The sequence below is a fragment of the Streptomyces sp. NPDC091209 genome, assembly GCF_044757755.1.
In the GTDB taxonomy this organism is placed as follows: Bacteria; Actinomycetota; Actinomycetes; order Streptomycetales; family Streptomycetaceae; genus Streptomyces.
The window spans coordinates 260,022-286,094 of the sequence record NZ_JBIVVR010000012.1 but is presented as its reverse complement, the minus strand read 5'-3'; the positions used below and the strand labels follow the sequence as shown (position 1 = coordinate 286,094).

General features: G+C 73.3%; 2 protein-coding genes. Both read left to right on the top strand.

Features of this window, described 5'->3' with window-relative positions; all coding sequences use genetic code 11:
• Window positions 1–43 precede the first annotated feature (43 nt).
• Complete coding sequence (locus ACIQRL_RS31215) at window positions 44–16,204, top strand: type I polyketide synthase (protein WP_401337787.1); 16,161 nt, start codon at window positions 44–46, stop codon at window positions 16,202–16,204.
• Between the two features lie 270 nt (window positions 16,205–16,474).
• Window positions 16,475–26,032 (top strand): type I polyketide synthase, encoded by a 9,558-nt coding sequence (locus tag ACIQRL_RS31210; protein ID WP_401337806.1) that lies wholly within the window; start codon window positions 16,475–16,477, stop codon window positions 26,030–26,032.
• Window positions 26,033–26,073: the final 41 nt, after the last annotated feature.

The window sequence follows — 26,073 nt, the reverse complement described above, 5'->3', positions numbered from 1 at the left end:
TGCTCCGCGCGAGCATTCCGACCAAGACCACGGGGATGGCGTAATGGTGAACGAGGAGAAGTACCTCGATTACCTCAAGCGGGCGACGACCGACCTCCGCGAGGCCCGGCGACGGCTGCGCGAGGTCGAGGAGCGCGAGCAGGAACCCATCGCGGTCGTGGCGATGAGCTGCCGCTACCCCGGTGGCGTCGACACACCCGAACGGCTCTGGGAGCTCGTCGCGGGCGGTGTCGACGCGGCCACCCCCTACCCCGACGACCGGGGCTGGCCGGGCGACGTCCTGTTCGACCCCGACCCCGAGTCGGGCATCGACGCGTACGAGAAGGTCGGCGGCTTCCTGCACGACGCGGCCGACTTCGACCCCGCGTTCTTCGGGATCTCCCCGCGCGAGGCCCTCGCCATGGACCCGCAGCAGCGCCTGCTCCTTGAGATCTCCTGGGAGGCGTTCGAGCGCGCGGGCATCGACCCGACCGCACTGCGCGGCAGCCGCACCGGCGTCTTCGCCGGGCTGATGTACCACGACTACGCGGCCCGGCTGTTCAGTGTCGCCGAGGAGGTCGAGCCCTTCCTCGGCAACGGCAGTTCCGGCAGCATCGCCTCCGGCCGTATCGCCTACACCCTCGGCCTGGAGGGCCCGGCCGTCACCGTCGACACCGCCTGCTCCTCCTCGCTGGTCGCCGTCCACCTGGCCGCCCAGGCGCTGCGCAAGGGCGAGTGCACGCTCGCCCTCGCCGGCGGTGTCACCGTGATGTCCACGCCCGGTACCTTCACGGAGTTCAGCCGGCAGCGGGGCCTGGCCGGCGACGGCCGCTGCAAGTCCTTCGCCGCCTCCGCCGACGGCACCGGCTGGGGCGAGGGCGCCGGCATGCTGGTGCTGGAGCGGCTGTCCGAGGCCCGCCGCAACGGCCACCCCGTGCTCGCCCTGGTACGCGGCTCCGCCGTGAACCAGGACGGCGCCAGCAGCGGTCTCACGGCGCCCAACGGCCCCTCGCAGCAGCGTGTCATCCGCCAGGCGCTCGGCGAGGCCCGGCTGCCCGCCGCGCACATCGACGCCGTCGAGGCGCACGGCACCGGTACCACCCTCGGTGACCCCATCGAGGCCCAGGCCCTGCTCGCCACCTACGGGCGCGAGCACACCGAAGGGCAGCCCCTCTACCTGGGCTCCATCAAGTCGAACATCGGACACACCCAGGCCGCCGCGGGTGTCGCGGGCATCATCAAGATGGTCATGGCGATGCGCCACGGCGTCCTGCCCCGCACCCTGCACGCGCACGAGCCCACGACCGACGTCGACTGGACCGAGGGCGCGGTCGAGCTCCTCACCGAGCAGCGCGCCTGGCCCGAGACCGGCCGCCCGCGCCGGGCCGGCGTCTCCTCCTTCGGCATCAGCGGCACCAACGCGCACACCGTCCTGGAACAGGCCCCTGAGCCCGAGCAGACCGTGGAGCCCGCCGTGGCCGGGGCCGCCGCGCCCGCGGCCGTCCCCGTGTTGTGGAACCTCTCCGGGCGCACCCCGGCCGCGCTGCGCGCCCAGGCCGCCCGCCTCCACGCCCACGTGGCCGACCACCCCGACCTCGGCATCCTCGACGCGGCTCGCACCCTCGCCACCGCGCGTACCGACTTCGAGCACCGGGCGGTGCTCACCGCCCCCGACCGCGACGGGCTCACCGCCGCGCTCGCGGCCCTCTCCGACCTCGACTCCGGCTCCGGTTCCGGCTCCGACACCGACTCCGAGGGGACCGTCCCCGGCGTCATCAAGGGCCGACCGGTCGCCGGCAAGCTGGCCTTCCTGTTTACGGGGCAGGGGAGTCAGCGGCTGGGCATGGGGCGTGAGTTGTACGCCGTGTATCCGGTGTTTGCGGCGGCGCTGGACGCGGTCGCGGAGCGGATGGATCTCGAACTCCCGCTGAAGGACGTGCTGTTCGGGGACGATGCGGAGCTGCTGAATCGTACGGAGTTCGCGCAGCCGGCGTTGTTCGCGGTCGAGGTCGCCCTTTTCCGGCTGTTCGAATCGTGGGGTGTGCGGCCGGACTTCGTGTCCGGGCACTCGATCGGTGAGATCGCGGCCGCGCATGTGGCTGGGGTGTTCTCGTTGAAGGACGCCTGCAAGCTGGTGGCTGCTCGTGGTCGGCTGATGCAGGCGCTGCCCGAGGGTGGCGTGATGATCGCGCTCCAGGCGACGGAGGCGGAGGTTGCTCCGCTGCTGTCGGAGCGGGTGAGTATCGCGGCGATCAACGGGCCGCGGTCCGTGGTGATCGCGGGCGACGTGGAGGAGGCCGAGCGGATCGCCGGTTCGTTCTCCCACCGCAGGTCCAAGCGGCTGACCGTGAGCCACGCTTTCCACTCGCCGCACATGGACGGCATGCTCGACGCCTTCCGTGCAGTGGCCGAGGGCCTGGCGTACGCGCTGCCGAAGATATCGGTGATCTCGAATGTGAGCGGTGCTCTCGTTTCGGAGCAGTTGACGCGGCCCGAGTTCTGGGTGCGCCACGTCCGCGAGGCCGTCCGCTTCGCCGACGGCATCCGTACCCTCGCCGACCGCAACGTCACGCACTTCGTGGAACTGGGCCCCGACGGCGTCCTGTCGGCGCTCGCCGAGGACTGCCTCACCGACAGTCCCGCCGCCCTCGTGCCCCTGCTGCGCAAGGACCGCCCCGAGACCGAGGCGCTGACCGACGCCCTGGCCCGCCTGCATGTACGGGGTGTGACCGTTGACTGGGCCGCGTACCACGCCGGTTCAGGAGCCGGGCGCGCAGACCTGCCCACGTACGCCTTCCAGCGCGAGCGCTACTGGCTGGACGCCGGGCGGCCCGCGAACGACGTCACGGCGGCCGGGCTCGGCTCCGCCGGACACCCCCTGCTCGGCGCGGCCGTCGCGCTCGCCGACACCAACGGCTTCCTCTGCACCGGGCGGCTGGGCCTGGACACCCATCCGTGGCTGGCCGACCACGCCGTGCACGGCTCGGTCGTGCTGCCCGGCGCCGCCTTCGTCGAGCTGGCGATGCGCGCCGGTGACCAGGTCGGCTGCGACCTGCTGGAGGAGCTCGCCCTGCAAGCCCCGCTCGTGCTGCCCGAACAGGGCGGCGTGCAGCTCCAGTTGTGGGTCGGCGCCCCCGACACCACCGGCCGGCGCGTTCTCGGCGTCCACTCCCGACCCGAGGGCGCCGACCCCCTCGAACCCTGGACCCGGCACGCGGACGGCGTCCTCACCACCGGGGCCCCCGAACCGACCACCTCCCTCGCCGAGTGGCCGCCCACCGACTCCGTACCGCTGCCCGTCGAGGACCTGTACGCCGGGCTCGCCCAGGCCGGCCTGGAGTACGGGCCCGCCTTCCGGGGCGTGCGCGCCGCCTGGCGCACCGACGACGCCGTGTACGTCGAGGTGGACACCGAGGCCGAACAGAGCGCCGAGCACGCGCAGTTCGGAATCCACCCCGCGCTGCTGGACGCCGCGCTGCACGCCATCGGCCTCGCCGGGCTCGTCGAGGACACCGGCCGGAGCCGACTGCCGTTCGTGTGGAGCGGGGTGTCCCTGCACGCCGTGGGCGCCTCCGTGCTGCGCGTACGACTCGCCCGGGCCGGCACCGACGCGGTGTCGATCGCCCTGGCCGACGGCGCCGGTCGGCCCGTCGCCGACATTGACTCGGTCACGCTGCGGGCCGTTTCGGCGGGCGACCTCGCCACCGGGCGCGGGCACGACTCGCTGTTCCGGGTGGACTGGGCCCCGGTGACGCTGCCCGCCGGAGAGGTCGGGGTGCGGTGGACCGTGCTCGGGGACCTCGCGACGGCGAGGGGCGAACGGGACGCGGAGCTCGCGGAGGCCGGCGGTTGCACGGATCTCGCGAAGGCGGCGGCCGACCGTCACGCGGGCCTCGCCGTGGTGGGCGAGCAGGTGCCGCGGTACGCCGATCTCGCGGCCCTGGTAGCGGCGTTGGACGAGGGCGGGACCGCCCCGGACGCGGTCCTCGTGCCGTACCCGCAGGCGCCCGCCCCGACCCCCGAGGCCGTACGTTCGGCCACGCACCGCACGCTGGCCCTGCTCCAGCAGTGGCTCGCCGAGGAACGGTTCGACCGCACCCGGCTGGTCCTGCTCACCGAGGGCGCGGTCGCCGCGCGCGACGAGGACGCGGTGACCGACCCGGTGCACGCCGCCGTCCAGGGCCTGGTGCGCTCCGCGCAGTCCGAGCACCCGGGCCGCTTTCTCCTCGTGGACGCTGCCGAGCCCCCGCTCGACCTGCTCGCTGCCGCGCTCGCCGGTGACGAGCCCCAACTGGCCCTGCGCGAAGGCGTCGTGCTCGCGCCCCGACTGGCCCGCGTACCCGCCGATGAGCGCGCCGAGGTGCCGACGTACGATGTGAACGGCACGGTGCTGGTCACCGGCGCCACCGGTACGCTCGGCCGGCTCGTCGCCCGTCACCTGGTGGCCGAGCGGGGCGTACGCCACCTGCTGCTGCTCAGCCGCAGGGGAGAGCAGGCCCCGGGTGCCGGCGAACTGACCGCTGAGCTAAAGGAGTTCGGCGCATCCGTGACCTGGGCCGCGTGCGACGCGGCCGACCGGGACGCGCTGGCCGCGGTGCTCGCCTCCGTGCCCGAGGCGCACCCGCTGACGGCGGTCGTGCACACCGCCGGTGTCCTGAGCGACGGCGTCCTCGACTCGCTCACCCCCGACCATCTGGACACCGTGCTGCGGCCCAAGGCCGACGCCGCCCTGAACCTGCACGAGTTGACCCGCGACCGCGATCTTTCGGCGTTCGTACTGTTCTCCTCGGCAGCCGGTGTGTTCGGCGCCCCCGGACAGGCCAACTACGCCGCCGCCAACAGCTTCCTCGACGCCCTTGCCCAGTACCGGCGTGCGGCCGGTCTGCCCGGCCTCTCGCTGGCCTGGGGCCTGTGGGAGGACGCCGACGGTATGGCCGGCGCGCTCGACGACACCGACCGCGACCGGATGCGGCGCGCCGGCGTCCACGGCCTCACCGCCGCCGAGGGCCTCACCCTTCTCGACCTCGCGGACACGCTCGGCGCGGCCGGCCCGGCCCCGGGTCTGCTCGTGCCCATGCGGCTCACCGTGCCGACGACGGGTGCCGAAGTCGCGCCTCTCCTGCGGGCGTTGGTCCGCACCCCAAGGCGCCGCACCGCCTCCGCCGCCAGCCCGACGGACCTGTCCGCGCTGGAGCGGCGGCTCACGGAACACGACGCCGGCGACCGTGAACGCGTGCTGCTGGACCTGGTGCTGCGGCATGTCGCCGATGTGCTCGGCCACGCCTCGCCGGACGCCGTCGACCCCGAACAGGCCTTCAGCGAGCTGGGCTTCGACTCCCTTACCGCTGTCGAACTGCGCAACCGGCTCGGTGCCGCCCTCGGCCGCCGACTGCCCACCACGCTCGTCTTCGACCACCCCTCCTCCCTGGCACTCGCCCGCCACCTGGCCGGAGAACTCGGGGCGGCCGCAGCCCAGCCGGCGACCGGAGCGCCCGCGCCCGCGGCCGCCTCCGACGACCCCATCGCCATCGTGGCGATGAGCTGCCGTTTCCCCGGCGGTGTCACCACCCCCGAAGAGCTGTGGCAGCTCCTGGAGGGTGGGGTGGACGCCATCTCCGGCTTCCCCACCGACCGCGGCTGGGACACCGAGGCGCTGTACGACCCCGACCCGGACCACCCCGGCACCTCGTACACCCGGCACGGCGGCTTCCTGCACGACGCCGCCGCCTTCGACCCGACGTTCTTCGGTATCTCGCCGCGCGACGCCGTCGGCACGGACCCGCAGCAGCGGCTGCTCCTGGAGACCACCTGGGAGGCGTTCGAACGGGCCGGTATCGACCCGGCCACCGTGCGCGGCAGCCGCACCGGCGTCTTCGCCGGGGTGATGTACCACGACTACGCGACCCTGGTGGAGAGCTCCGCCGACGGCGCCGACGGCACCCTCGGCTCGGGCAGCACCGGCAGCATCGCCTCCGGCCGCGTCTCCTACACCTTCGGTCTGGAGGGCCCGGCCGTCACCATCGACACGGCCTGCTCCTCCTCACTGGTCGCGCTGCACCTGGCCGTCCACGCGCTGCGCAGCGGCGAATGCGACATGGCGCTGGCCGGTGGTGTGACCGTCATGGCCACGCCGGGCACGTTCGTCGGCTTCAGCCGGCAGCGCGGCCTGTCGCCCGACGGCCGTTGCCGCGCCTTCTCCGCGGACGCCGACGGCACCGGCTGGGGCGAGGGTGCGGGCATGCTCCTGGTGGAGCGGCTGTCCGACGCCCGCCGCAACGGCCACCCGGTCCTCGCGGTGGTACGCGGCTCGGCGATCAACCAGGATGGCGCCTCCAACGGCCTCACCGCGCCCAACGGCCCGTCCCAACAGCGCGTCATCCGGGCCGCCTTGGCGAGCTCGGGGCTGTCCGCGTCCGAGGTGGACGCGGTCGAGGCGCACGGCACGGGTACGACGCTGGGCGACCCGATCGAGGCACAGGCGCTGCTCGCCACGTACGGCCGCGAACACACCGTCGACCAGCCCCTCTGGCTGGGCTCCATCAAGTCCAACCTCGGGCACACGCAGGCCGCGGCCGGTGTCGCGGGCATCATCAAGATGGTCCAGGCGATGCGCCACGGCATCCTGCCCAGAACGCTGCACGCCGAGCAGCCCTCGCCGCACGTCGAGTGGACCGACGGCGCGGTCTCACTGCTCACCGAGCCCGTCGCCTGGCCGGAGACCGGCCGGCCGCGCCGGGCCGCCGTGTCCTCCTTCGGCATCAGCGGCACCAACGCCCACACCATCATCGAGCAGGCCCCCGAGGAACCGCAGGCTGAGCCGGGCGAGCGTCCCGCTGCCCCGGCCGTGCTCCCGCTGCGCCTCGCCGGGCGGAACGCCGAAGCCCTGGCCGCCCAGGCGCGCGCCCTGCGCGACCACCTCGCGGCCCACCCGGACATCGCGCTCACCGACGTCGCCCGGTCGCTGGCCACCGGCCGCGCCGCCTTCGACCACCGAGCCGTGGTCCTGGCGTCCGCGGACGACACGGCCGCCACCGTGCTCACCCGGCTCGACGCCCTCGCCGAGAACACCCCGGTCCCCGAACTTCTCCGGGGCACAGCCACCAAGAGCGGTCGTACGGCGTTCCTGTTCACGGGGCAGGGGAGTCAGCGGCTGGGTATGGGGCGTGAGTTGTACGCCGTGTATCCGGTGTTCGCGGCGGCGCTGGACGCGGTCGCGGAGCGGATGGATCTCGAACTCCCGCTGAAGGAGGTGCTGTTCGGCGAGGACACCGAGCCGTTGAACCGGACGGAGTTCGCGCAGCCGGCGTTGTTCGCCGTCGAGGTGGCGTTGTTCCGGTTGTTCGAGTCGTGGGGTGTGCGGCCGGACTTCGTGTCCGGTCACTCGATCGGTGAGATCGCTGCCGCGCACGTGGCCGGGGTGCTGTCGCTGGAGGACGCCTGCAGGCTCGTTTCGGCGCGCGGCCAGCTGATGCAAGCCCTTCCCGAGGGCGGGGTGATGATCGCGCTGGAGGCGACCGAGGCCGAGGTCACGCCGCTTCTCAGCCAGCGCGTGAGCATCGCCGCGATCAACGGGCCGCGGTCCATCGTCATTGCGGGTGACTCGGATGAGGCCGAGAGGATCGCCGGTTCATTCAGCGACCGCAGGTCCAAGCGCCTCACCGTGAGTCACGCGTTCCACTCGCCGCACATGGACGGCATGCTGGACGCCTTCCGTGAGGTCGCGGAGGGCATCACGTACGCGACCCCCCGGATAGCACTGATCTCGAATGTGAGCGGTGCTCTCGCTTCGGAGCAGTTGACGCATCCCGAGTTCTGGGTGCGTCACGTGCGTGAGGCGGTCCGCTTCGCGGACGGTATCCGGACCCTCGAAGCCGCCGGTGTCACCACGTACCTCGAACTCGGTCCCGACGGCGTCCTGACCGCCATGGCTCAGGAGTGCGTCGAAGGCGAGGCCGCCTTCGCGGCCGCCCTGCGCGCCGGTCGCGACGAGGCCGAGACCGTTGTCGCGGCCCTCGCCCAGGCCCACGTCCGGGGCGCGAACGCCGACTGGGCCGCGTACTTCGCCGGTTCCGGCGCGCGCCGCGTGGACCTGCCGACGTACGCCTTCCAGCGCGAGCGCTACTGGCCCGAGGCCGGTGCCGTGCCGTCCGGCGACGCGTCCGGGCTGGGCCTGGCCCCGGCAGGGCACCCGCTGCTGGGCGCGGCGGTCGCGCTCGCGGACACCGACGGCAGCGTGTTCACCGGCAGGCTCTCTCTGCGCACCCACCCCTGGCTGGCCGACCATGTGGTCATGGGGTCCGTGCTGCTCCCCGGCGCGGCGCTGGTCGAGCTCGCCCTGCACGCCGGCGAGCGCGTCGGCTGCCCCGCGCTGGACGAGCTGACCCTGCAGGCCCCGCTGGTGCTGTCCGAACCGGGTTCCGTACAGGTGCAGTTGACCGTCGGGACGCCCGACGGTTCCGGTCGGCGGCCGGTCGTGGTGTTCTCCAGGCCCGACCTCGAGGACGAGCCGTGGCTGCGGCACGCCGAGGGCCTGCTCACCGACGAGGTACGGCCCCCCGCCATGGACCTGGGCGCGTGGCCACCGGCCGGCGCGAACCCGCTGCCGACAGAGGCCGCGTACGAGGTGCTGGAGGCCGCGGGGCTCGTTTACGGGCCGGTGTTCCAGGGGCTGCGCGCGGCTTGGCGGCGCGGCGACGAGCTCTTCGCCGAGCTGACCCTGCCCAGTGGGGCGGGGACCGACGCGGCGGCCTTCGGGCTGCACCCGGCCCTGCTCGACTCGGCCCTGCACACCCTCGCCCTCGCCCTCGGCGACGTCCCGTCCGGCAGCGAGGAGGCGGGCGCCCGCCTGCCGTTCGCCTGGAGCGGCGTGCGGCTGCACGCGGCGGGCGCCTCGGCGGTACGGGTGCGACTGGCTCCGGCCGGTCGCGACGCGGTGTCGCTGGAACTCGCCGACACCACGGGTGAACCCGTCGCCTCCGTCGACTCGCTGGTGCTGCGTGCCATGTCCGCCGAGCAGATCGGCGCCGCGCGCGGTGGTCGGCAGGACTCGCTGTACGCGATCGACTGGACCGAGGTCCCGGCCGACCGTTCGGCGCCGGCTCCGGGCCGTGCCGTCCTGGGGGCCGGGCTCCCCGACGTCCACGCCCCGCGTTATTCCGACCTGGCTGCCATCGCGGCAGGTGACGTCCCGGAGTTGGTGGTCGTCGAGCTGGACCCGGACGCCGACACGGTCATGGACGGCGCCGGGCTGCCCGACGCCGTGCACGCGCGAGTCGCCGCGGCGCTCGCGCTGACTCAGGGGTGGCTGGCCGACGAGAAGTTCGCCGCCGCGCGCCTGGTGTTCGTCACACGCGGCAGCACTGCCGTCCGAACCAGCGACTCCGTAACAGACCTCGCGGGTGCGGCGGTGCGCGGTCTCGTCCGCTCCGCGGCCACCGAGAACCCGGGTCGCTTCGGCCTGTTGGAGGCCGACGGCCCCGACCTGCCCGACCCCGCCTTCCTGGCCCTCGCCTCGGGCGAGCCGGAGGTCGCGGTGCGTGCGGGTGCGCTGTTGGTGCCGCGTCTGGTGCGGGCGACCGTGGCCGATGTGGAGCCCGTGTCCCCGGAGGGCGTGGTTCTGGTGACGGGGGCGAGTGGTGCGCTGGGTGGCCTGTTCGCCCGGCACCTGGTGTCCGAACGCGGTGTGCGGAAGCTGTTGTTGGTCTCACGTCGGGGTGGGGATGCTCCGGGAGCGGCTGAACTGACGGCCGAGCTGGCCGAGTTGGGTGCGGAGGTCGTGTGGGCCGCGTGTGATGTGGCCGATCGTGCGGCGCTGGCGGCGCTGCTCGCCCAGCATCCGGTGTCGGGTGTGGTCCATACGGCGGGTGTGCTGGACGACGGTGTGATCGGTTCGTTGACCGCCGAGCGGGTGTCGAAGGTTTTGCGTCCGAAGGTGGACGCGGCCTGGCATCTGCACGAACTGGCCGGGGATCTGGATCTGTTCGTGGTGTTCTCGTCGGCGGCCGGTGTGTTCGGTGGTGCGGGTCAGGCCAACTATGCGGCGGGCAACGTGTTCCTGGACGCGTTGGCTCAGCATCGCAGGGCGCGGGGTCTGGCGGCGACGTCGCTGGCCTGGGGGCTGTGGGCCGCGGAGTCCGCGATGACCGGTGACCTCGGGGAGGGTGACCGGGAGCGGCTGGGCCGTGGTGGGGTCTCCGCGTTGGAGGCGGCCGAGGGTCTGGCGCTCTTCGACGCCGCGACGGCCTCCGGGCAGGCGCTGCTGGTCCCGGTGAAGCTCGACCTGGCCGCGCTGCGCGCCGGAACGGTGCCGCCGCTGCTCAGCGGACTGGTCCGCGCCACCGTGCGCCGCGCCACGCAGGCCGCGGACAGCAGCGGTAACGCCCTGGCCGCGCGCCTGGGCCGGATGACCGTCGAGGAGCAGACCGCGTACGTACTGGAGAGCGTGCGCGGCCAGGTCGCCACGGTCCTCGGATACGCCGGGCCGGAGGCGGTGGAGACGGACCGTTCCTTCCGCGAGCTGGGCTTCGACTCGCTGACCGCCGTCGAGCTGCGCAACCTGCTCGCATCGGTGACCGGCTTGCGGCTGCCCGCCACGCTGGTCTTCGACTACCCGACCGCGACGATCCTCGCTACGCACCTGCGTAGCGAACTCGTGGGTGCCGTGCCGGTGTTGGACACTCCCGTGGCCACCGTCCTCCGGGACGACGAGCCCATCGCCATCGTCGGTCTCGGCTGCCGATATCCCGGTGGCGTGGAGACCCCGGACGACCTGTGGCGGCTCGTCATGGAGGGCCGGGACGCCGTCTCCGGCTTCCCGGAGGATCGCGGCTGGGACGTCGAGGCGCTGTACGACGCCGATCCCGACCATCAGGGCACCAGCTACGCCCGCGAGGGCGGGTTCGTGCGCGACGCGGGCCACTTCGACCCGGCGTTCTTCGGCATCTCGCCGCGCGAGGCACTGGCCATGGACCCGCAGCAGCGGTTGCTGCTGGAGACCTCGTGGGAGGCGATCGAGCGGGTCGGCATCGACCCGACGTCGCTGCGTGGCAGCCGTACAGGTGTCTTCGCCGGCGTCATGTACCACGACTACGCCTCACGTCTCACCGCGCTGCCCGAGGGCGTCGAGGGCTTCCTCGGCACCGGCAACGCCGCGAGCGTGATCTCCGGCCGGCTCTCGTACGCCTTCGGTCTGGAGGGGCCCGCCATCACGGTCGACACGGCGTGCTCGTCGTCCCTGGTGGCGCTGCACCTGGCGGTGCAGGCGCTGCGCAACGGCGAGTGCGACCTGGCGCTCGCGGGCGGTGTGACCGTGATGGCCACCCCCGCGCCGTTCGTGGAGTTCAGCCGACAGCGCGGTCTGGCGGCCGACGGTCGCTGCAAGGCCTTCTCGGCCGACGCGGACGGCACCGGTTGGTCGGAGGGGGCGGGCGTCCTCCTGGTCGAGCGGTTGTCGGACGCGGAGCGCAACGGTCATCCGGTGCTGGCGGTGGTGCGGGGTTCGGCGGTCAATCAGGACGGTGCGTCCAACGGTCTGACCGCTCCGAACGGTCCGTCCCAGCAGCGGGTGATCCGGCAGGCGTTGGCGAACGCCGGTCTGTCGGTGTCCGAGGTGGACGTGGTCGAGGCGCACGGTACGGGTACGACGCTGGGTGATCCGATCGAGGCGCAGGCGCTGCTGGCGACGTACGGTCAGGAGCGTTCTGCCGAGCGGCCGTTGCTGCTGGGGTCGGTCAAGTCGAACATGGGGCACACGCAGGCCGCGGCCGGTGTCGCGGGCATCATCAAGATGGTCCAGGCGATGCGTCACGGTGTGGTTCCCCGGACGCTGCACGTGGACGAGCCGACCCCGCACGTGGACTGGGAGGCGGGCGCTGTACGCCTGTTGACCGAGTCCGTCGCGTGGCCGGAGACCGGCCGACCCCGCCGCGCCGCCGTCTCCTCCTTCGGGTTCAGCGGTACGAACGCGCACACCATCATCGAGCAGGCCCCCGCGCCGACCACCCCGGAGGAGCCCCGGGAGCCCGGGCGCGAGCCGGGCAGTCTGCCCTGGCTGCTCTCGGCGAAGACCCCGGACGCGCTGCGCGCCCAGGCCCAACGCCTCCGCGCCCATGTGATCGCGCACCCCGAACTGTCCCTCACCGGCATCGGGTACGCCCTGACGACGAGCCGCACGCTGCTCGACCGCCGGGCCGCCGTGGTCGCCGGGGATCGCGACGGGTTCCTCTCCGGCCTCGCCGCGCTCGCCGCGGGCGAGACCTCCGCCAACCTGACGATCGGCTCGCCGGACGCCGGCAAGCTCGCCTTCCTGTTCACCGGGCAGGGGAGTCAGCGGGTCGGTATGGGGCGTGAGTTGTACGCGTCCCAGCCCGTGTTCGCGGCGGCGCTGGACGCGGTGGCGGAGCGGATGGATCTCGAACTCTCCCTGAAGGATGTGCTGTTCGGGGAGGATGCGGAGCTGCTGAACCGGACCGCATGCGCACAGCCGGCGTTGTTCGCCGTCGAGGTGGCGTTGTTCCGGTTGTTCGAGTCGTGGGGTGTGCGGCCGGAGTTCGTGTCCGGTCATTCGATCGGTGAGATCGCTGCTGCGCATGTGGCCGGTGTGCTGTCCCTGGATGATGCCTGCAAGCTGGTGTCGGCGCGTGGTCGGCTGATGCAGGCCCTGCCGGAGGGCGGGGTGATGGTCGCGCTGGAGGCGACCGAGGTCGAGGTCACGCCGCTGCTGAGCGAGCGGGTGAGTATCGCGGCCATCAACGGGCCCCGGTCGGTGGTCATCGCGGGTGACCTGGACGAGGCGGAGGGGGTTGTCCGCTCATTCAAGGACCGCAAGTCCAAGCGCCTGTCGGTCAGTCATGCGTTCCATTCGCCGCACATGGACGGGATGCTCGCCGACTTCCGCAAGGTGGCGGAGGGGCTGACCTACGACAGTCCCCGGATCGCGGTCGTGTCGAATCTGACCGGCGCGGTGGTCACCGACGACATGGCCGACCCCGACTTCTGGGTCCGCCATGTCCGTGAGGCGGTCCGCTTCGCCGACGGCATCGGCACCCTCGAAGCCGCGGGCGTGACGACGTACGTCGAACTCGGCCCCGACGGGATCCTCTCCGCCATGGCCCAGGACTGCCTCGATCATCCCGACACCACCGTCCTCACCCCCGCCCTGCGCGGTGGACGCGCCGAGCCGGAGACGATCGCCGCCGCCCTGGCCGGGGCCCACGTCCGGGGCGCGGTCGTGGACTGGCCCGCCTACTTCGCCGTCACCGGCGCCGAGCGCGTGGACCTGCCGACGTACGCCTTCCAGCGCAAGCGCTACTGGCTGGAGGCTCCCCCGCACGCCCTCGCGGGCGATGTGGTCTCCGCGGGACTCGGTTCCGCCGGGCACCCGTTGCTGGGCGCGGCGGTGGAACTGCCGGACTCGGACGGATTCCTGCTGACCGGACTGCTGTCGCTGCGAACCCACCCCTGGCTGGCCGACCACCGGGTGGCCGGCACGGTCGTGGTGCCGGGCGCGGTGCTGGTGGAACTCGCGGTGCGGGCCGGTGACCACGCGGGCCTGGACCTGCTGGAGAGCCTGACGCTGGAGGCGCCGCTGGTGCTGCCGGAGACCGGCGGGGTGCAACTGCGCCTGGCTGTGGCGGGTGCCGACGACGCGGGCCGACGGGAGTTCCACGTCTACTCGCGGCCGGAGGAGGCCGCCTTCGAGGCGGCTTGGACCCGGCACGCGGGCGGTGTGCTGGCGGTCGCCGACGCGGCGGCCGACCTCGCCCCGCACACCGAGTGGCCGCCGGCCGGCGCCGAGGAGTGCGAGGTGACGGACCTCTACCCGTCGTTCGAGGCCATCGGGCTCGGCTACGGCCCGGCCTTCCGCAACCTGCGGGCGGCGTGGCGACGCGGCGACGAGGTGTTCGCCGAGGTCTCGCTCGCCGAGGAGCGACGGGCCGAGGCGGCCACGTACGGGCTGCACCCGGCGCTGCTGGACGCGGCGCTGCACGCGGTGGGCCTGGGCGACTTCTTCCCCGAAGGGCCCGAGGGCGCACGGCTGCCGTTCGCCTGGGACGGTGTGCGGCTGCACGCGGTCGGCGCGAAGGCGCTGCGGGTGACCATGGCCCCCGCGGGGCGCGACGCGGTCGCGCTGGACATCACCGACGAGGCCGGGCAGCCGCTTCTCACGGTGCCGTCGCTGGTGCTGCGACCGCTGGCCGCCGACGCCTTCGAGGGCAGCGGCAGGGGTCCGGTGCGCGACGCGCTGTTCCAGGTGGACTGGACCGCGCTGACCCTGCCCGGGGCGAAAGCACCGGTCGACGGAACGTGGGCGGTGCTGGGCACCGACCCGCTCGGGCTGATGGCCGCGCTGCCCGGCGCGGTCGGCACCGAGCCCTACGCCGACCTGGCGGAACTGGCCGAGGAGGCCGAGGCGTTGGGAGCGCCGGCGACGGTGTTCGTGTCGCTCGACCCGGTCCCCGGCTCCCGTACGGGCGCGGGGCTCGCGCGGGCCGCGCACGAGGCCGCGGGCGACGCCCTGGCGCTGGTGCGCCGCTGGGTGGCGGACGAGAGGTTCGCCGAGGCACGGCTCGTGTTCGTCACGCGCGGGGCCGTCGCCCCGGGCGCCGACGAGGGTGTGAAGGACCTGGCGCACGCCCCGGTGTGGGGCCTGGTGCGCTCCGCACAGGCCGAACACCCGGGCCGGCTGGTCCTGGTGGACGTGGACGGCACGGACGCCTCCTGGCGCGCGCTGCCCGACGCGCTGGCCTCCGACGAGCCGCAGTTCGCCCTGCGCGACGGGGTCGTGCTGGTCCCGCGTCTGGCCCGCACGACCGTCCCCGCGGGCGACGCCGGCCCCACCGAGCCGGGCGACGGCACCCCCACCGAGCTTGGCGACGGCACCCGTGCCGACCCGCAGGGCACGGCCCTGGTCACGGGCGCCGGCGGCACCCTCGGCGCTCTGATCGCCCGGCACCTGGTCACCGAACACGGCGTACGTCACCTGCTGTTGGTGAGCCGACGCGGCGAACAGGCCGAGGGAGCCAGCGAACTCGCCGCCCAGCTAGGAGAGTTGGGTGCGTCGGCAACCTGGGCGGCCTGCGACGTGGCCGATCGGGACGCGGTGGCCGCGCTGCTCGCCTCCGTACCCGCCGAGCACCCCCTGACCGTCGTCGTGCACGCCGCCGGTGTGCTGGACGACGGGACCGTCGAGGCGCTCACCGCCGAAAGGCTGGACCGGGTGCTGCGACCCAAGGTGGACGCGGCCTGGCACCTGCACGAGCTGACCCGTGAGCTGGACCTGTCGGCGTTCGTGCTGTTCTCCTCGGCGGCCGGTGTGTTCGGCAACGCCGGACAGGCCAACTACGCCGCAGGCAACACCTTCCTGGACGCCCTCGCCCAGCAACGGCGCGCGACGGGGCTGCCCGCCGTCTCGCTCGCCTGGGGCCTGTGGGACGACGAGGCGGGCATGGCCGCCACCCTCGACGAGCGCGACCGTGACCGGCTGAGCCGGGGCAGCGTGAACGCCCTGTCGGCCGCCGACGGGCTGGCGCTCTTCGACGCGGCGCTGGTGCCTGCGGCCGGGCCCGCCGTACTGGTGCCCGTCCGGCTGGACCTGCCGGCCCTGCAGGCCCAGGTCGGCGACACCGTGCCGCCGCTGCTGCGCGGCCTGCTCCGCACCCCGGTGCGGCGCCGGGCCGGCGGGGCGACGGCGGACGCCCCCGAGTCGCTGGCACAGCGCCTGGCGCTGCTCCCGGCCGCCGAGCGGGACCGGCTCCTGCTGGACCTGGTACGCACCCAGGTGGCCCAGGTGCTGGGCCATGCCGGGGCGACGGCCGTCGAACCGCACAGCGCCTTCAAGGAGTTGGGCTTCGATTCGTTGACGGCGGTCGAGCTGCGCAACCGGCTCGGCGTGGCCAGCGGGCTGCGCCTGCCGGCCACGCTGATCTTCGACCACCCGACGCCGCAGGCGCTGAGCGACTACCTGCGCTCGGCGCTGCCCCTCGATGCCGACGGCCCGACCGTTTTCGGTGAACTCGACCGGCTGGAGGCCGCGTTGACGGCCGCGGACGCGGACAGCGTCACGCGTTCGCGGATCACCATGCGCCTCCAGGCCCTGATGACCAAGTGGACCGACGACCAGGACCCGACGGGCGGCACCGGAGAGGGCGTCGACGGCGACGACCTCGACTCGGTGACCGACGACGAGCTCTTCGACCTGCTGGACGACGAACTCGGCGCTTCCTGACACCCCACGCCCCACGCCCCATCGTGCCGAGCGGCAGGCGTGACGCATTCCGCGAGGGGGCCCCTCCCGGCCGGACGAGTTCGTCCGGCCAGACCGGGAGGGCCCCCTCCGAGGTGCGGCGCACCCGCCACCCGGCCCGCCCTCGACCGACCCGACAGCCGCCGGGGGTCCCAACCGACCACCCCCGGACCCCGGCCCGGCCCGCCCTGCGGGGCACCCGGCCGGTCCGACCCGTACAACCGCCTCTCTGGCATGGAGCCCACGCACATGGTGAACGAGGACAAGCTTCGCGACTACCTCAAGCGGGCGACCGCCGATCTGCGCCAGGCCCGCAGGCGGCTCCGCGAGGTCGAGGAGAAGAACCAGGAGCCCATCGCGATCATCGCGATGAGCTGCCGCTACCCCGGCGGGGTCCGTACTCCCGAGGATCTGTGGCGGCTCGTCGAGAACGGTGACGACGCCGTCTCCGGCTTCCCCGTCGACCGGGGCTGGGACGTGGAGTCGCTCTACGACGCCGACCCGGACAGCGCCGGGGCCAGCTACGTCAGCGAGGGCGGCTTCCTTTACGACGCCGCCCGCTTCGACCCCGCCCCCTTCGGGATCTCCCCGCGCGAGGCCCTGGCGATGGACCCGCAGCAGCGGTTGCTGCTGGAGAGCTCCTGGGAGGCGTTCGAGCGGGCGGGCATCGACCCGTCCTCGGTGCGCGGCAGCCGCACCGCCGTGTTCGCGGGCGTGATGTACCACGACTACACCGCCCGCCTGGACACCGTGCCCGAGGGCGTCGAGGGCTTCCTCGGCACCGGGAGCTCCGGCAGCATCGCCTCCGGCCGCGTCGCCTACACCTTCGGCCTGGAGGGTCCGGCCGTCACCATCGACACGGCCTGCTCCTCGTCCCTCGTCGCGCTGCACCTGGCGGTGCAGGCGCTGCGCAACGGCGAGTCCACCCTCGCCCTCGCCGGGGGTGTCACCGTCATGGCGACCCCCGCCACCTTCACCGAGTTCAGCCGGCAGCGCGGCCTCGCCCCCGACGGGCGCTGCAAGCCCTTCGCCGCCGAGGCCGACGGCACCGGCTGGGGCGAGGGCGTCGGCATGCTGCTCGTGGAGCGCCTGGCCGACGCGCAGCGCAACGGCCACCCCGTGCTGGCCGTCGTCCGTGGCTCCGCCGTCAACCAGGACGGTGCCTCCAACGGTCTGACCGCGCCCAACGGCCCGTCGCAGCAGCGCGTCATCCATCAGGCGCTCACCAACGCCCGGCTGTCCGCCGCGGATGTGGACGTGGTGGAGGCGCACGGCACCGGTACCACCCTCGGCGATCCCATCGAGGCGCAGGCGCTGCTGGCCACGTACGGCCAGGACCGGGCCGCCGAGCAGCCGTTGCTGCTGGGCTCCATCAAGTCGAACATCGGCCATACCCAGGCCGCCGCCGGTGTCGCCGGCGTGATCAAGATGGTCGAGGCCATGCGCCACGGTGTGGTGCCGAAGACCCTGCACGTCGGCGAGCCGACTCCGCACGTGGACTGGTCGGCGGGCGCGGTGTCCTTGGTGAGCGAGGCGGTCGCGTGGCCCGAGGCGGACCGTCCGCGCCGGGCGGGCATCTCGTCGTTCGGTTTCAGTGGCACGAACGCTCACGTCATCGTGGAGCAGGCGCCGGAGGCCGGGGAGAGCGCGGGTCCGGAGGACGTCGCCCCCGCGGTTGCGGTGGTGCCGTGGGTGTTGTCGGGCAAGGGCATGGCGGCGCTGCGGGCGCAGGCGGCGCGGCTGGGGGAGTGGATCGCACATCGGGATGCCGATGTGGTGGCGGTCGGACGTTCCCTTGCCCTGACGCGGGCCGGGCTGGAGCACCGGGCCGTGGTGCTGGGTCCGGACCATGTGGCCGGAGTGGAGGCGGTCGCTTCGGGTGCGATGGCCGCCGGTGTGGTGACCGGTTCGGTGGTCGGTGGTCGGACGGTGTTCGTGTTCCCCGGTCAGGGGTCGCAGTGGATGGGGATGGCCGAGGGGCTGTTGGAGGCTTCCCCGGTGTTCGCTTCCCGTATCCAGGAGTGCGCGAAGGCACTCGAACCCTTCACCGACTGGTCGTTGACCGACGTGTTGCGTGGTGTGGCAGGTGCTCCCTCGCTGGAGCGGGTGGATGTCGTGCAGCCGGCGCTGTTCGCGGTGATGGTCTCCCTTGCCGAGGTGTGGGGTTCGGTGGGGGTGGTGCCGGACGCGGTGCTGGGGCATTCGCAGGGTGAGATCGCCGCCGCGTGTGTGGCGGGGATCTTGACGCTTGAGGACGCGGCTCGTGTCGTCGCGTTGCGCAGCCAGGCGATCGGCCGGGTGCTGGCGGGTCTGGGCGGGATGGTGTCGGTGCCGTTGCCGGCCGTGCGGGTGCGGGAGCTGATTGCGCCGTGGGGTGAGGACCGTATCTCGGTGGCGGCGGTCAACGGGCCTTCCTCGGTGGTGGTTTCGGGTGAGGCGTCGGCGCTGGACGAGTTCCTGGCGGCCTGTGAGAAGGACGGTGTCCGCGCGAAGCGGATCGCGGTCGATTACGCCTCGCATTCGGCGCAGGTGGAGTTGCTGCGTGAGGAACTTGCCGAACTCCTCACTCCGGTACGTCCGTTGGAGGCGCGGGTTCCGTTCCTGTCCACGGTCACCGGTGAGTGGGTGAGGGGTCCGGAGCTGGACGCGGGTTACTGGTTCGCGAATCTGCGGCGGACGGTGGAGTTGGAGAACGCCACCCGCACCCTGCTGGAGGACGGCTTCGGCGTCTTCGTCGAATCCAGTCCGCACCCGGTGCTGAGTGTCGGTGTGCAGGAGACGGCCGAGGACATCGGCCGTGCGGTGGCTGTGGTGGGCTCGCTGCGTCGTGACGAGGGTGGCCTGGAGCGTTTTTGGCAGTCGGTCGGTGAGGCGTACGTACATGGCGCGTCGGTCGACTGGGATGCCGTGTTCGCCGGTACGGCCGCACGCCACCTCGATCTGCCCACGTACGCCTTCCAGCAGGAGCAGTACTGGCTGGAGAGCGGGACGGTCGAGGAGGCCGCGACGGCGGACCCGGTGGACGCACGGTTCTGGGAGGCCGTGGAGCGGATGGACGTCGCCGCGCTCACGGCCGAGCTCGACATCGACGGGGACGAGACGCTGACCTCGCTGATACCGGCGCTCTCGTCGTGGCGTCGGCGGAGTCGTGAGCAGTCCACGGTGGACGGCTGGCGTTATCGGGTGACGTGGAAGCGGATCGCCGACCCGGCCGCCGCGCGCCTGTCCGGCACCTGGCTGATCGCCGTACCCGAGGGGGCCGACGCCACCGCGATCACCGGCGCGCTCACCGAGCACGGCGCCGAGGTCCTTACCCTCGCGGTCGCCGGCGAGAGCCGCGACGAGCTGGCCGCCCGGATCCACGAGGTGCTCGCCGACGAGCCCGAACTCGCCGGTGTGCTCTCCCTGTTGACCCCGGCCGGGGGCGACTCCCTGAAGGAGGCCGCGCCCGCCGGCGTGATCGCCACCCTCACCCTCGTCCAGGCGCTCGGTGACGCCGAGGTGGCGGCGCCGTTGTGGTGCGTCACCCGGGGTGCCGTCTCCACCGGGCGCGCCGAGCCGATCGCGGACGCCGCGCAGGCGCCGGTGTGGGGCCTGGGCAGGGTCACCGCGCTGGAGCACGGCGAGCGCTGGGGCGGTCTGATCGACCTGCCGCAGGACGCTGACGCGCGGGTCCTGTCCCGGCTCGTCGAGGTCCTCGCCGGCGACGGAGCCGAGGACCAGGTGGCGCTGCGCGCCTCCGGCCAGTACGTGCGCCGCCTGACACGGGCGCGGCTGGCCGACGTTCCGGCCGTACGCGAGTGGAAGCCGCGGGGCACCACGCTCGTCACCGGCGGCACGGGAGCCCTGGGCGCGCACGTCGCCCGCTGGCTCGCGGCCAACGGCGCCGAGCACCTGGTGCTGACCAGCCGGCGCGGTATCGACGCGCCGGGCGCCGCTGAACTGCGCGACGAGATAAAGGCGTTGGGCGCCAAGGTGACCGTGGCGGCCTGTGACGTCTCCGACCGTGAGGCACTGGCCGCGCTGATCGAGGGGATCCCCGCCGAGCACCCGCTGACGGCCGTGGTGCACACCGCCGCCGTCCTGGACGACGGCGTGGTCGAGGCGCTCACGCCCGAGCAGGTCGAACGGGTCTTCCGGGTCAAGGTGGACGCCACGCTGCACCTGCACGAGCTGACCCGCGACCTGGACCTGTCGGCTTTCGTGCTGTTCTCCTCCTTCGCCGCCACGTTCGGCGCGCCGGGCCAGGGCAACTACGCGCCCGGCAACGCCTTCCTGGACGCGTTCGCCGAGCACCGACGCGCGGCCGGGCTGCCCGCCACCGCCATCGCCTGGGGCCCCTGGGGCGACGGCGGCATGGCCGAGGGCGCGGTCGGCGACCGCATGCGCCGACACGGCGTGCTCGAGATGTCGCCCGAGCGGGCCGTGAGCGCTCTCCAGCACGCGCTGGACCGGGACGAGACGACGCTGACCGTCGCCGACATGGAGTGGAAGCGCTTCGTCCTGGCCTTCACCTCCGGCCGCACCCGGCCGCTCCTGCACGACCTGCCCGAGGCACGCGAAGCCGTGGACAGCAACCGCGCCGAGGCGACGGACACCGACGGTGCCGCCGAGCTCGTACGGCAGTTGAGCGGCCGGTCCGAGACCGAGCAGGAGCGGCTGCTGCTCGACCTGATCCGCACCGCGGTCGCCGCCGTCCTCGGCTACGCGGGACCTGACGCCGTCGAGCCCGGCCGGGCCTTCAAGGAGCTCGGCTTCGACTCCCTGACCTCGGTGGAGCTGCGCAACCGGCTGAACGCGGTCACCGGGCTGAAGCTCCCGCCCACCCTGGTCTTCGACCACCCCACGCCCACCGTCCTCGCCCGTCACCTGCGCGGCGAGGTGCTGGGGCGGGGCGGGGCGGCCGTGGCCCCGGTCGCCGCGGCGGGCGTCGCCGACGCCGAGCCGATCGCCATCGTCGCGATGAGCTGCCGCTTCCCCGGCGGGGTGCGCAGCCCCGAGGACCTGTGGCGGCTGCTGTCCTCCGACGGCGACGCGCTCTCGGAGTTCCCGCTGGACCGCGGCTGGGACGTGGAGTCGCTGTACGACCCCGACCCCGACGCGCAGGGCACCTCGTACACCCGTGAGGGCGGCTTCCTGTCCGGCGTGGCCGACTTCGACGCCGGCTTCTTCGGCATCTCGCCGCGCGAGGCGCTGGCCATGGACCCGCAGCAGCGGTTGCTGCTGGAGACCTCGTGGGAGGCGTTCGAGCACGCCGGCATCGACCCGGAGACGCTCCGCGGCACCCAGTCCGGGGTGTTCGTCGGTACCAACGGCTCCGACTACTCCAACCTGGTGCGCGCCGCCACGGACGGGCTGGAGGGGCACCTCGCCACCGGCAGCGCGGGCAGCGTCGTCTCCGGCCGGCTGTCGTACACCTTCGGTCTGGAGGGTCCGGCGGTCACCGTCGACACGGCGTGTTCGGCGTCGCTGGTGGCGCTGCACCTGGCGGTGCAGGCGCTGCGCAACGGCGAGTGCTCCATCGCGCTGGCCGGCGGTGTGACGGTCATGTCCACCCCGGGCACCTTCATCGAGTTCAGCCGGCAGCGCGGGCTGTCCACGGACGGTCGCTGCAAGGCGTTCTCCTCGGACGCCGACGGCTTCAGCCCCGCCGAGGGCGTGGGCATGCTGCTGGTGGAGCGCCTTTCCGACGCCCGCCGCAACGGCCACCCGGTCCTGGCCATCGTGCGCGGCTCGGCCATCAACCAGGACGGCGCCTCCAACGGACTGACCGCCCCCAACGGACCCTCCCAGCAGCGCGTCATCCGCCAGGCCCTCGCCAACGCCCGGCTCTCCGCCGCCGATGTGGACGTGGTGGAGGGGCACGGCACGGGTACGAAGCTGGGCGACCCGATCGAGGCGCAGGCGCTGCTCGCCGCGTACGGCCAGGACCGGCCCGCCGAGCAGCCGCTGCTGCTGGGCTCCATCAAGTCGAACATCGGCCACACCCAGGCCGCCGCCGGTGTCGCCGGTGTGATCAAGATGGTCCTCGCGATGCGGCACGGCGTGCTGCCGCGCAGCCTGCACATCGCCGAGCCCACCCCGCACGTCGACTGGACCATGGGCGAGATCGAGCTGCTGACCGAGCGGCGGGCCTGGCCGGAGACCGGGCGGCCCTGGCGCGCGGGCGTCTCGTCGTTCGGCTTCAGCGGCACCAACGCGCATGCCATCATCGAGCAGGCGCCCGTCGAGCAGGCGCCCGTCGAGCAGGCGCCCGTCGAGCAGGCGCCCGGGGGGCGGGCGACCCCTGTGTCCCCGACCGCACCCCTACTGACCGGCAACACCCCGGACACCGCAGGCGACGACGGCGCCGCCGTGCTTCCGTGGCCGCTGACCGCCCGTACCGACGCGGCCCTGCGTGACCAGGCCCGGCGCCTGCTCGACCACCTGGAAAACCGCTCTGACCTGCGGCTCGTCGACATCGGCCACTCCCTGGCCACCGCCCGTACCGCCCTGGGCACCCGAGCCGTGCTGGTGGGCCGGGAACGCTCGGACTACGTCGCGGCGCTGACCGCGCTGGCCGCGGGGGAGACCTCGCCCCTCCTCACCCAGGGGTCCGCGATCGGGGGCAGGACGGTCTTCGTCTTCCCCGGACAGGGGTCGCAATGGGTAGGCATGGCCGAGGCGTTGTTGGACGCTTCACCCGTGTTTGCCACCCGGGTGGACGAGTGCGCGAAGGCGCTCGAACCCTTCACCGACTGGTCGCTGCGCGACGTACTGCGCGGCGCCGAGGACGCGCCTTCCCTCGACCGGGTGGATGTCGTGCAGCCGGCGCTGTTCGCGGTGATGGTCTCCCTTGCCGAGGTCTGGCGTGCCGCCGGTGTCGAGCCGGACGCGGTGCTGGGGCATTCGCAGGGTGAGATCGCTGCCGCGTGTGTGGCGGGGATCTTGACTTTGGAGGATGCGGCGCGGGTGGTCGCGTTGCGCAGTCAGGCGATCGGCCGGGTGCTGGCGGGTCTGGGCGGGATGGTGTCGGTGCCGTTGCCCGTGGCCCGGGTACGGGAGCTGATAGCGCCGTGGGGCGAGGACCGTATCTCCGTGGCGGCGGTCAACGGGCCTTCCTCGGCCGTGATTTCGGGCGAGGCGTCGGCGCTGGATGAGTTCCTGGCGGCCTGTGAGAAGGACGGTGTCCGGGCGAAGCGGATCGCGGTCGATTACGCGTCCCATTCGGCGCAGGTGGAGTTGCTGCGTGAGGAGCTTGCCGAACTCCTCGCTCCGGTACGTCCGTTGGAGGCGCGGGTTCCGTTCCTGTCCACGGTCACCGGTGAGTGGGTGAGCGGTCCGGAGCTGGACGCGGGTTACTGGTTCACCAATCTGCGGCGGACGGTGGAGTTGGAGAACGCCACCCGCACCCTGCTGGAGGACGGCTTCGGCGTCTTCGTCGAATCCAGTCCGCACCCGGTGCTGAGTGTCGGTGTGCAGGAGACGGCCGAGGACATCGGCCGTGCGGTGGCTGTGGTGGGCTCGCTGCGTCGTAACGAGGGTGGCCTGGAGCGTTTTTGGCAGTCGGTCGGTGAGGCGTACGTACATGGCGCGTCGGTCGACTGGGATGCCGTGTTCGCGGGGACGGGGGCACGTCGGGCGGAGTTGCCGACGTATGCCTTCCAGGGGCAGCGGTTCTGGCCCGAGGCCGCGCCCGTCGAGGTGCCGGTGGCAGCCGAGAGCGCGGTGGACGCGCGGTTCTGGGACGCCGTGGAGCGTGAGGATCTGGAGGCGCTGGCCGCCGAGCTGGACCTGGCCGACAACGACTCGCTGACCTCCGTCCTGCCTTCCCTGTCGTCCTGGCGTCGGCAGAGCCGCGAGCAGTCCACGGTGGACAGTTGGCGCTACCGGGTGACCTGGAAACGGATCGCCGACCCGGCCGGCGCACGCCTGTCCGGCACCTGGCTCGTCGCCCTACCCGAAGGTGCTGACGCCACCGCGATCACAGAGGTACTGACCCAACACGGCGCCGACATAAGGACCCTCGCGGTGCCGGCCGGAGCCGGGCGCGAGGCGCTGACGGACCTGGTCACGGCTTCGGTGGAAGGGGCCGTGCCCGCCGGAGTGTTGTCCCTGCTCGCGGGTGAAGAGGCCGGGAAGGCAGGGCTGTTCGCCACCGCCGCGCTGGTCCAGGCGCTCGGTGACGCAGGGGTGGACGCGCCGCTGTGGTGCGTCACCCGGGGCGCGGTCGCCACCGCGTCCGGCGAGGCGCTCGCCGACCCGGCCGCGGCGCTGGTGTGGGGCTTCGGCCGCACGGTCGCCCTGGAGTACCCGGACAACTGGGGCGGTCTGATCGACCTGCCGCGGCAGACCGACGAGCGTGCTCTCGGCCGCATCGCGGGCATCCTGGCCGGCGACGGCGCCGAGGACCAGGTGGCGCTGCGCTCCAACGCCGCGTACGTACGCAGGCTGGAGCGGGCGCGGCTCGCCGAGACACCGGTGGTGCGCCGCTGGAAGCCGCAGGGCACCACGCTGGTCACCGGCGGCACGGGCGCGCTGGGCGCGCATGTCGCCCGCTGGCTCGCGGCCAATGGCGCCGAGCACCTGGTGCTGACCAGCCGGCGCGGGATCGACGCGCCGGACGCCGTCGAACTGCGCGACGAGATAGAGGCGTTGGGCGCCAAGGTCACGGTCGCTGCCTGCGACGTGGCCGACCGCGAGGCGCTGGCCGCGCTCATCGCGGGGATCCCCGCCGAGCACCCGCTGACCGCCGTGGTGCACACGGCCGGTGTGCTGGACGACGGCGTGATCGACGCGCTGACCCCGGACCGGTTCGCGACCGTGCTCGCCCCCAAGGCGGACGCCGCCGCGCACCTGCACGAGCTGACCCGTGAGCTGGACCTGTCGGCGTTCGTGCTCTTCTCCGGTGTGGCCGGCACCCTCGGCGACGCCGGACAGGGCAACTACGCCGCCGCGAACGCCTACTTGGACGCGCTCGCCGAGCACCGGCACGCCCAGGGGCTGGCCGCGACCTCCGTGGCCTGGGGCCGCTGGGGCGACACCGGGCTCGCCGCGGGCGGCGCGATCGGGGAACGGCTGGACCGGGGCGGGGTGCCCGCGATGCCGCCCGCCGCCGCGATCCGCGCCCTGCAACAGGCCCTGGACCACGCGGAGGTGACCGTGGCGGTCGCCGACATCCAGTGGGAGCGGTTCGCCCCCGGCTACACCGCCGTACGGCCCAGTCCGTTCCTCTCCGACCTGCCCGAGGTGCGCCGGCTCGCCGAGGCGGCCCCGGCCACCGGCGCGGCGGGCGGCGAGCAGTCGCAGGCCGAGCGGCTGCGGCAGCGGCTCGAGGTGATGAGCGCGGCCGAACAGACGCTCACCGTAGTCGAGTTGGTTCGCTCGCACGCGGCCACCGCGCTGGGCCACACCACCACCGACGAGGTGGGTGCCGGGCGCGCCTTCAAGGAGCTCGGCTTCGACTCGCTGATCGCGCTGGAGCTGCGCAACCGGCTCAACGCGGCCACCGGACTCAAACTCCCGGCGACCCTGGTCTTCGACCACCCGACCCCCGAGATCCTGGCCGCGTTCCTGCGCGCCGAGATCACGCAGGACGGCGGCACCGGGGCAGCCCCCGGCATCGCGGAGCTGGAGAAGCTCGAATCCGCGCTCTCCGTGCTCGACCCGGACACCGGCACACGCAACGACATCGCGCTGCGACTGCAGGCCCTGCTGGCGAAATGGGGTGAACCGCACAGCGAAACCCGTGGCGAGGCCGTCACCGAGAAACTCCAGGAGGCCACGCCCGACGAGCTCTTCGACTTCATCGAGAAAGAGCTCGGTATTTAACACCGCGACAGCAGCCAGTAGCAGGTGCAGGGCTTGTGACG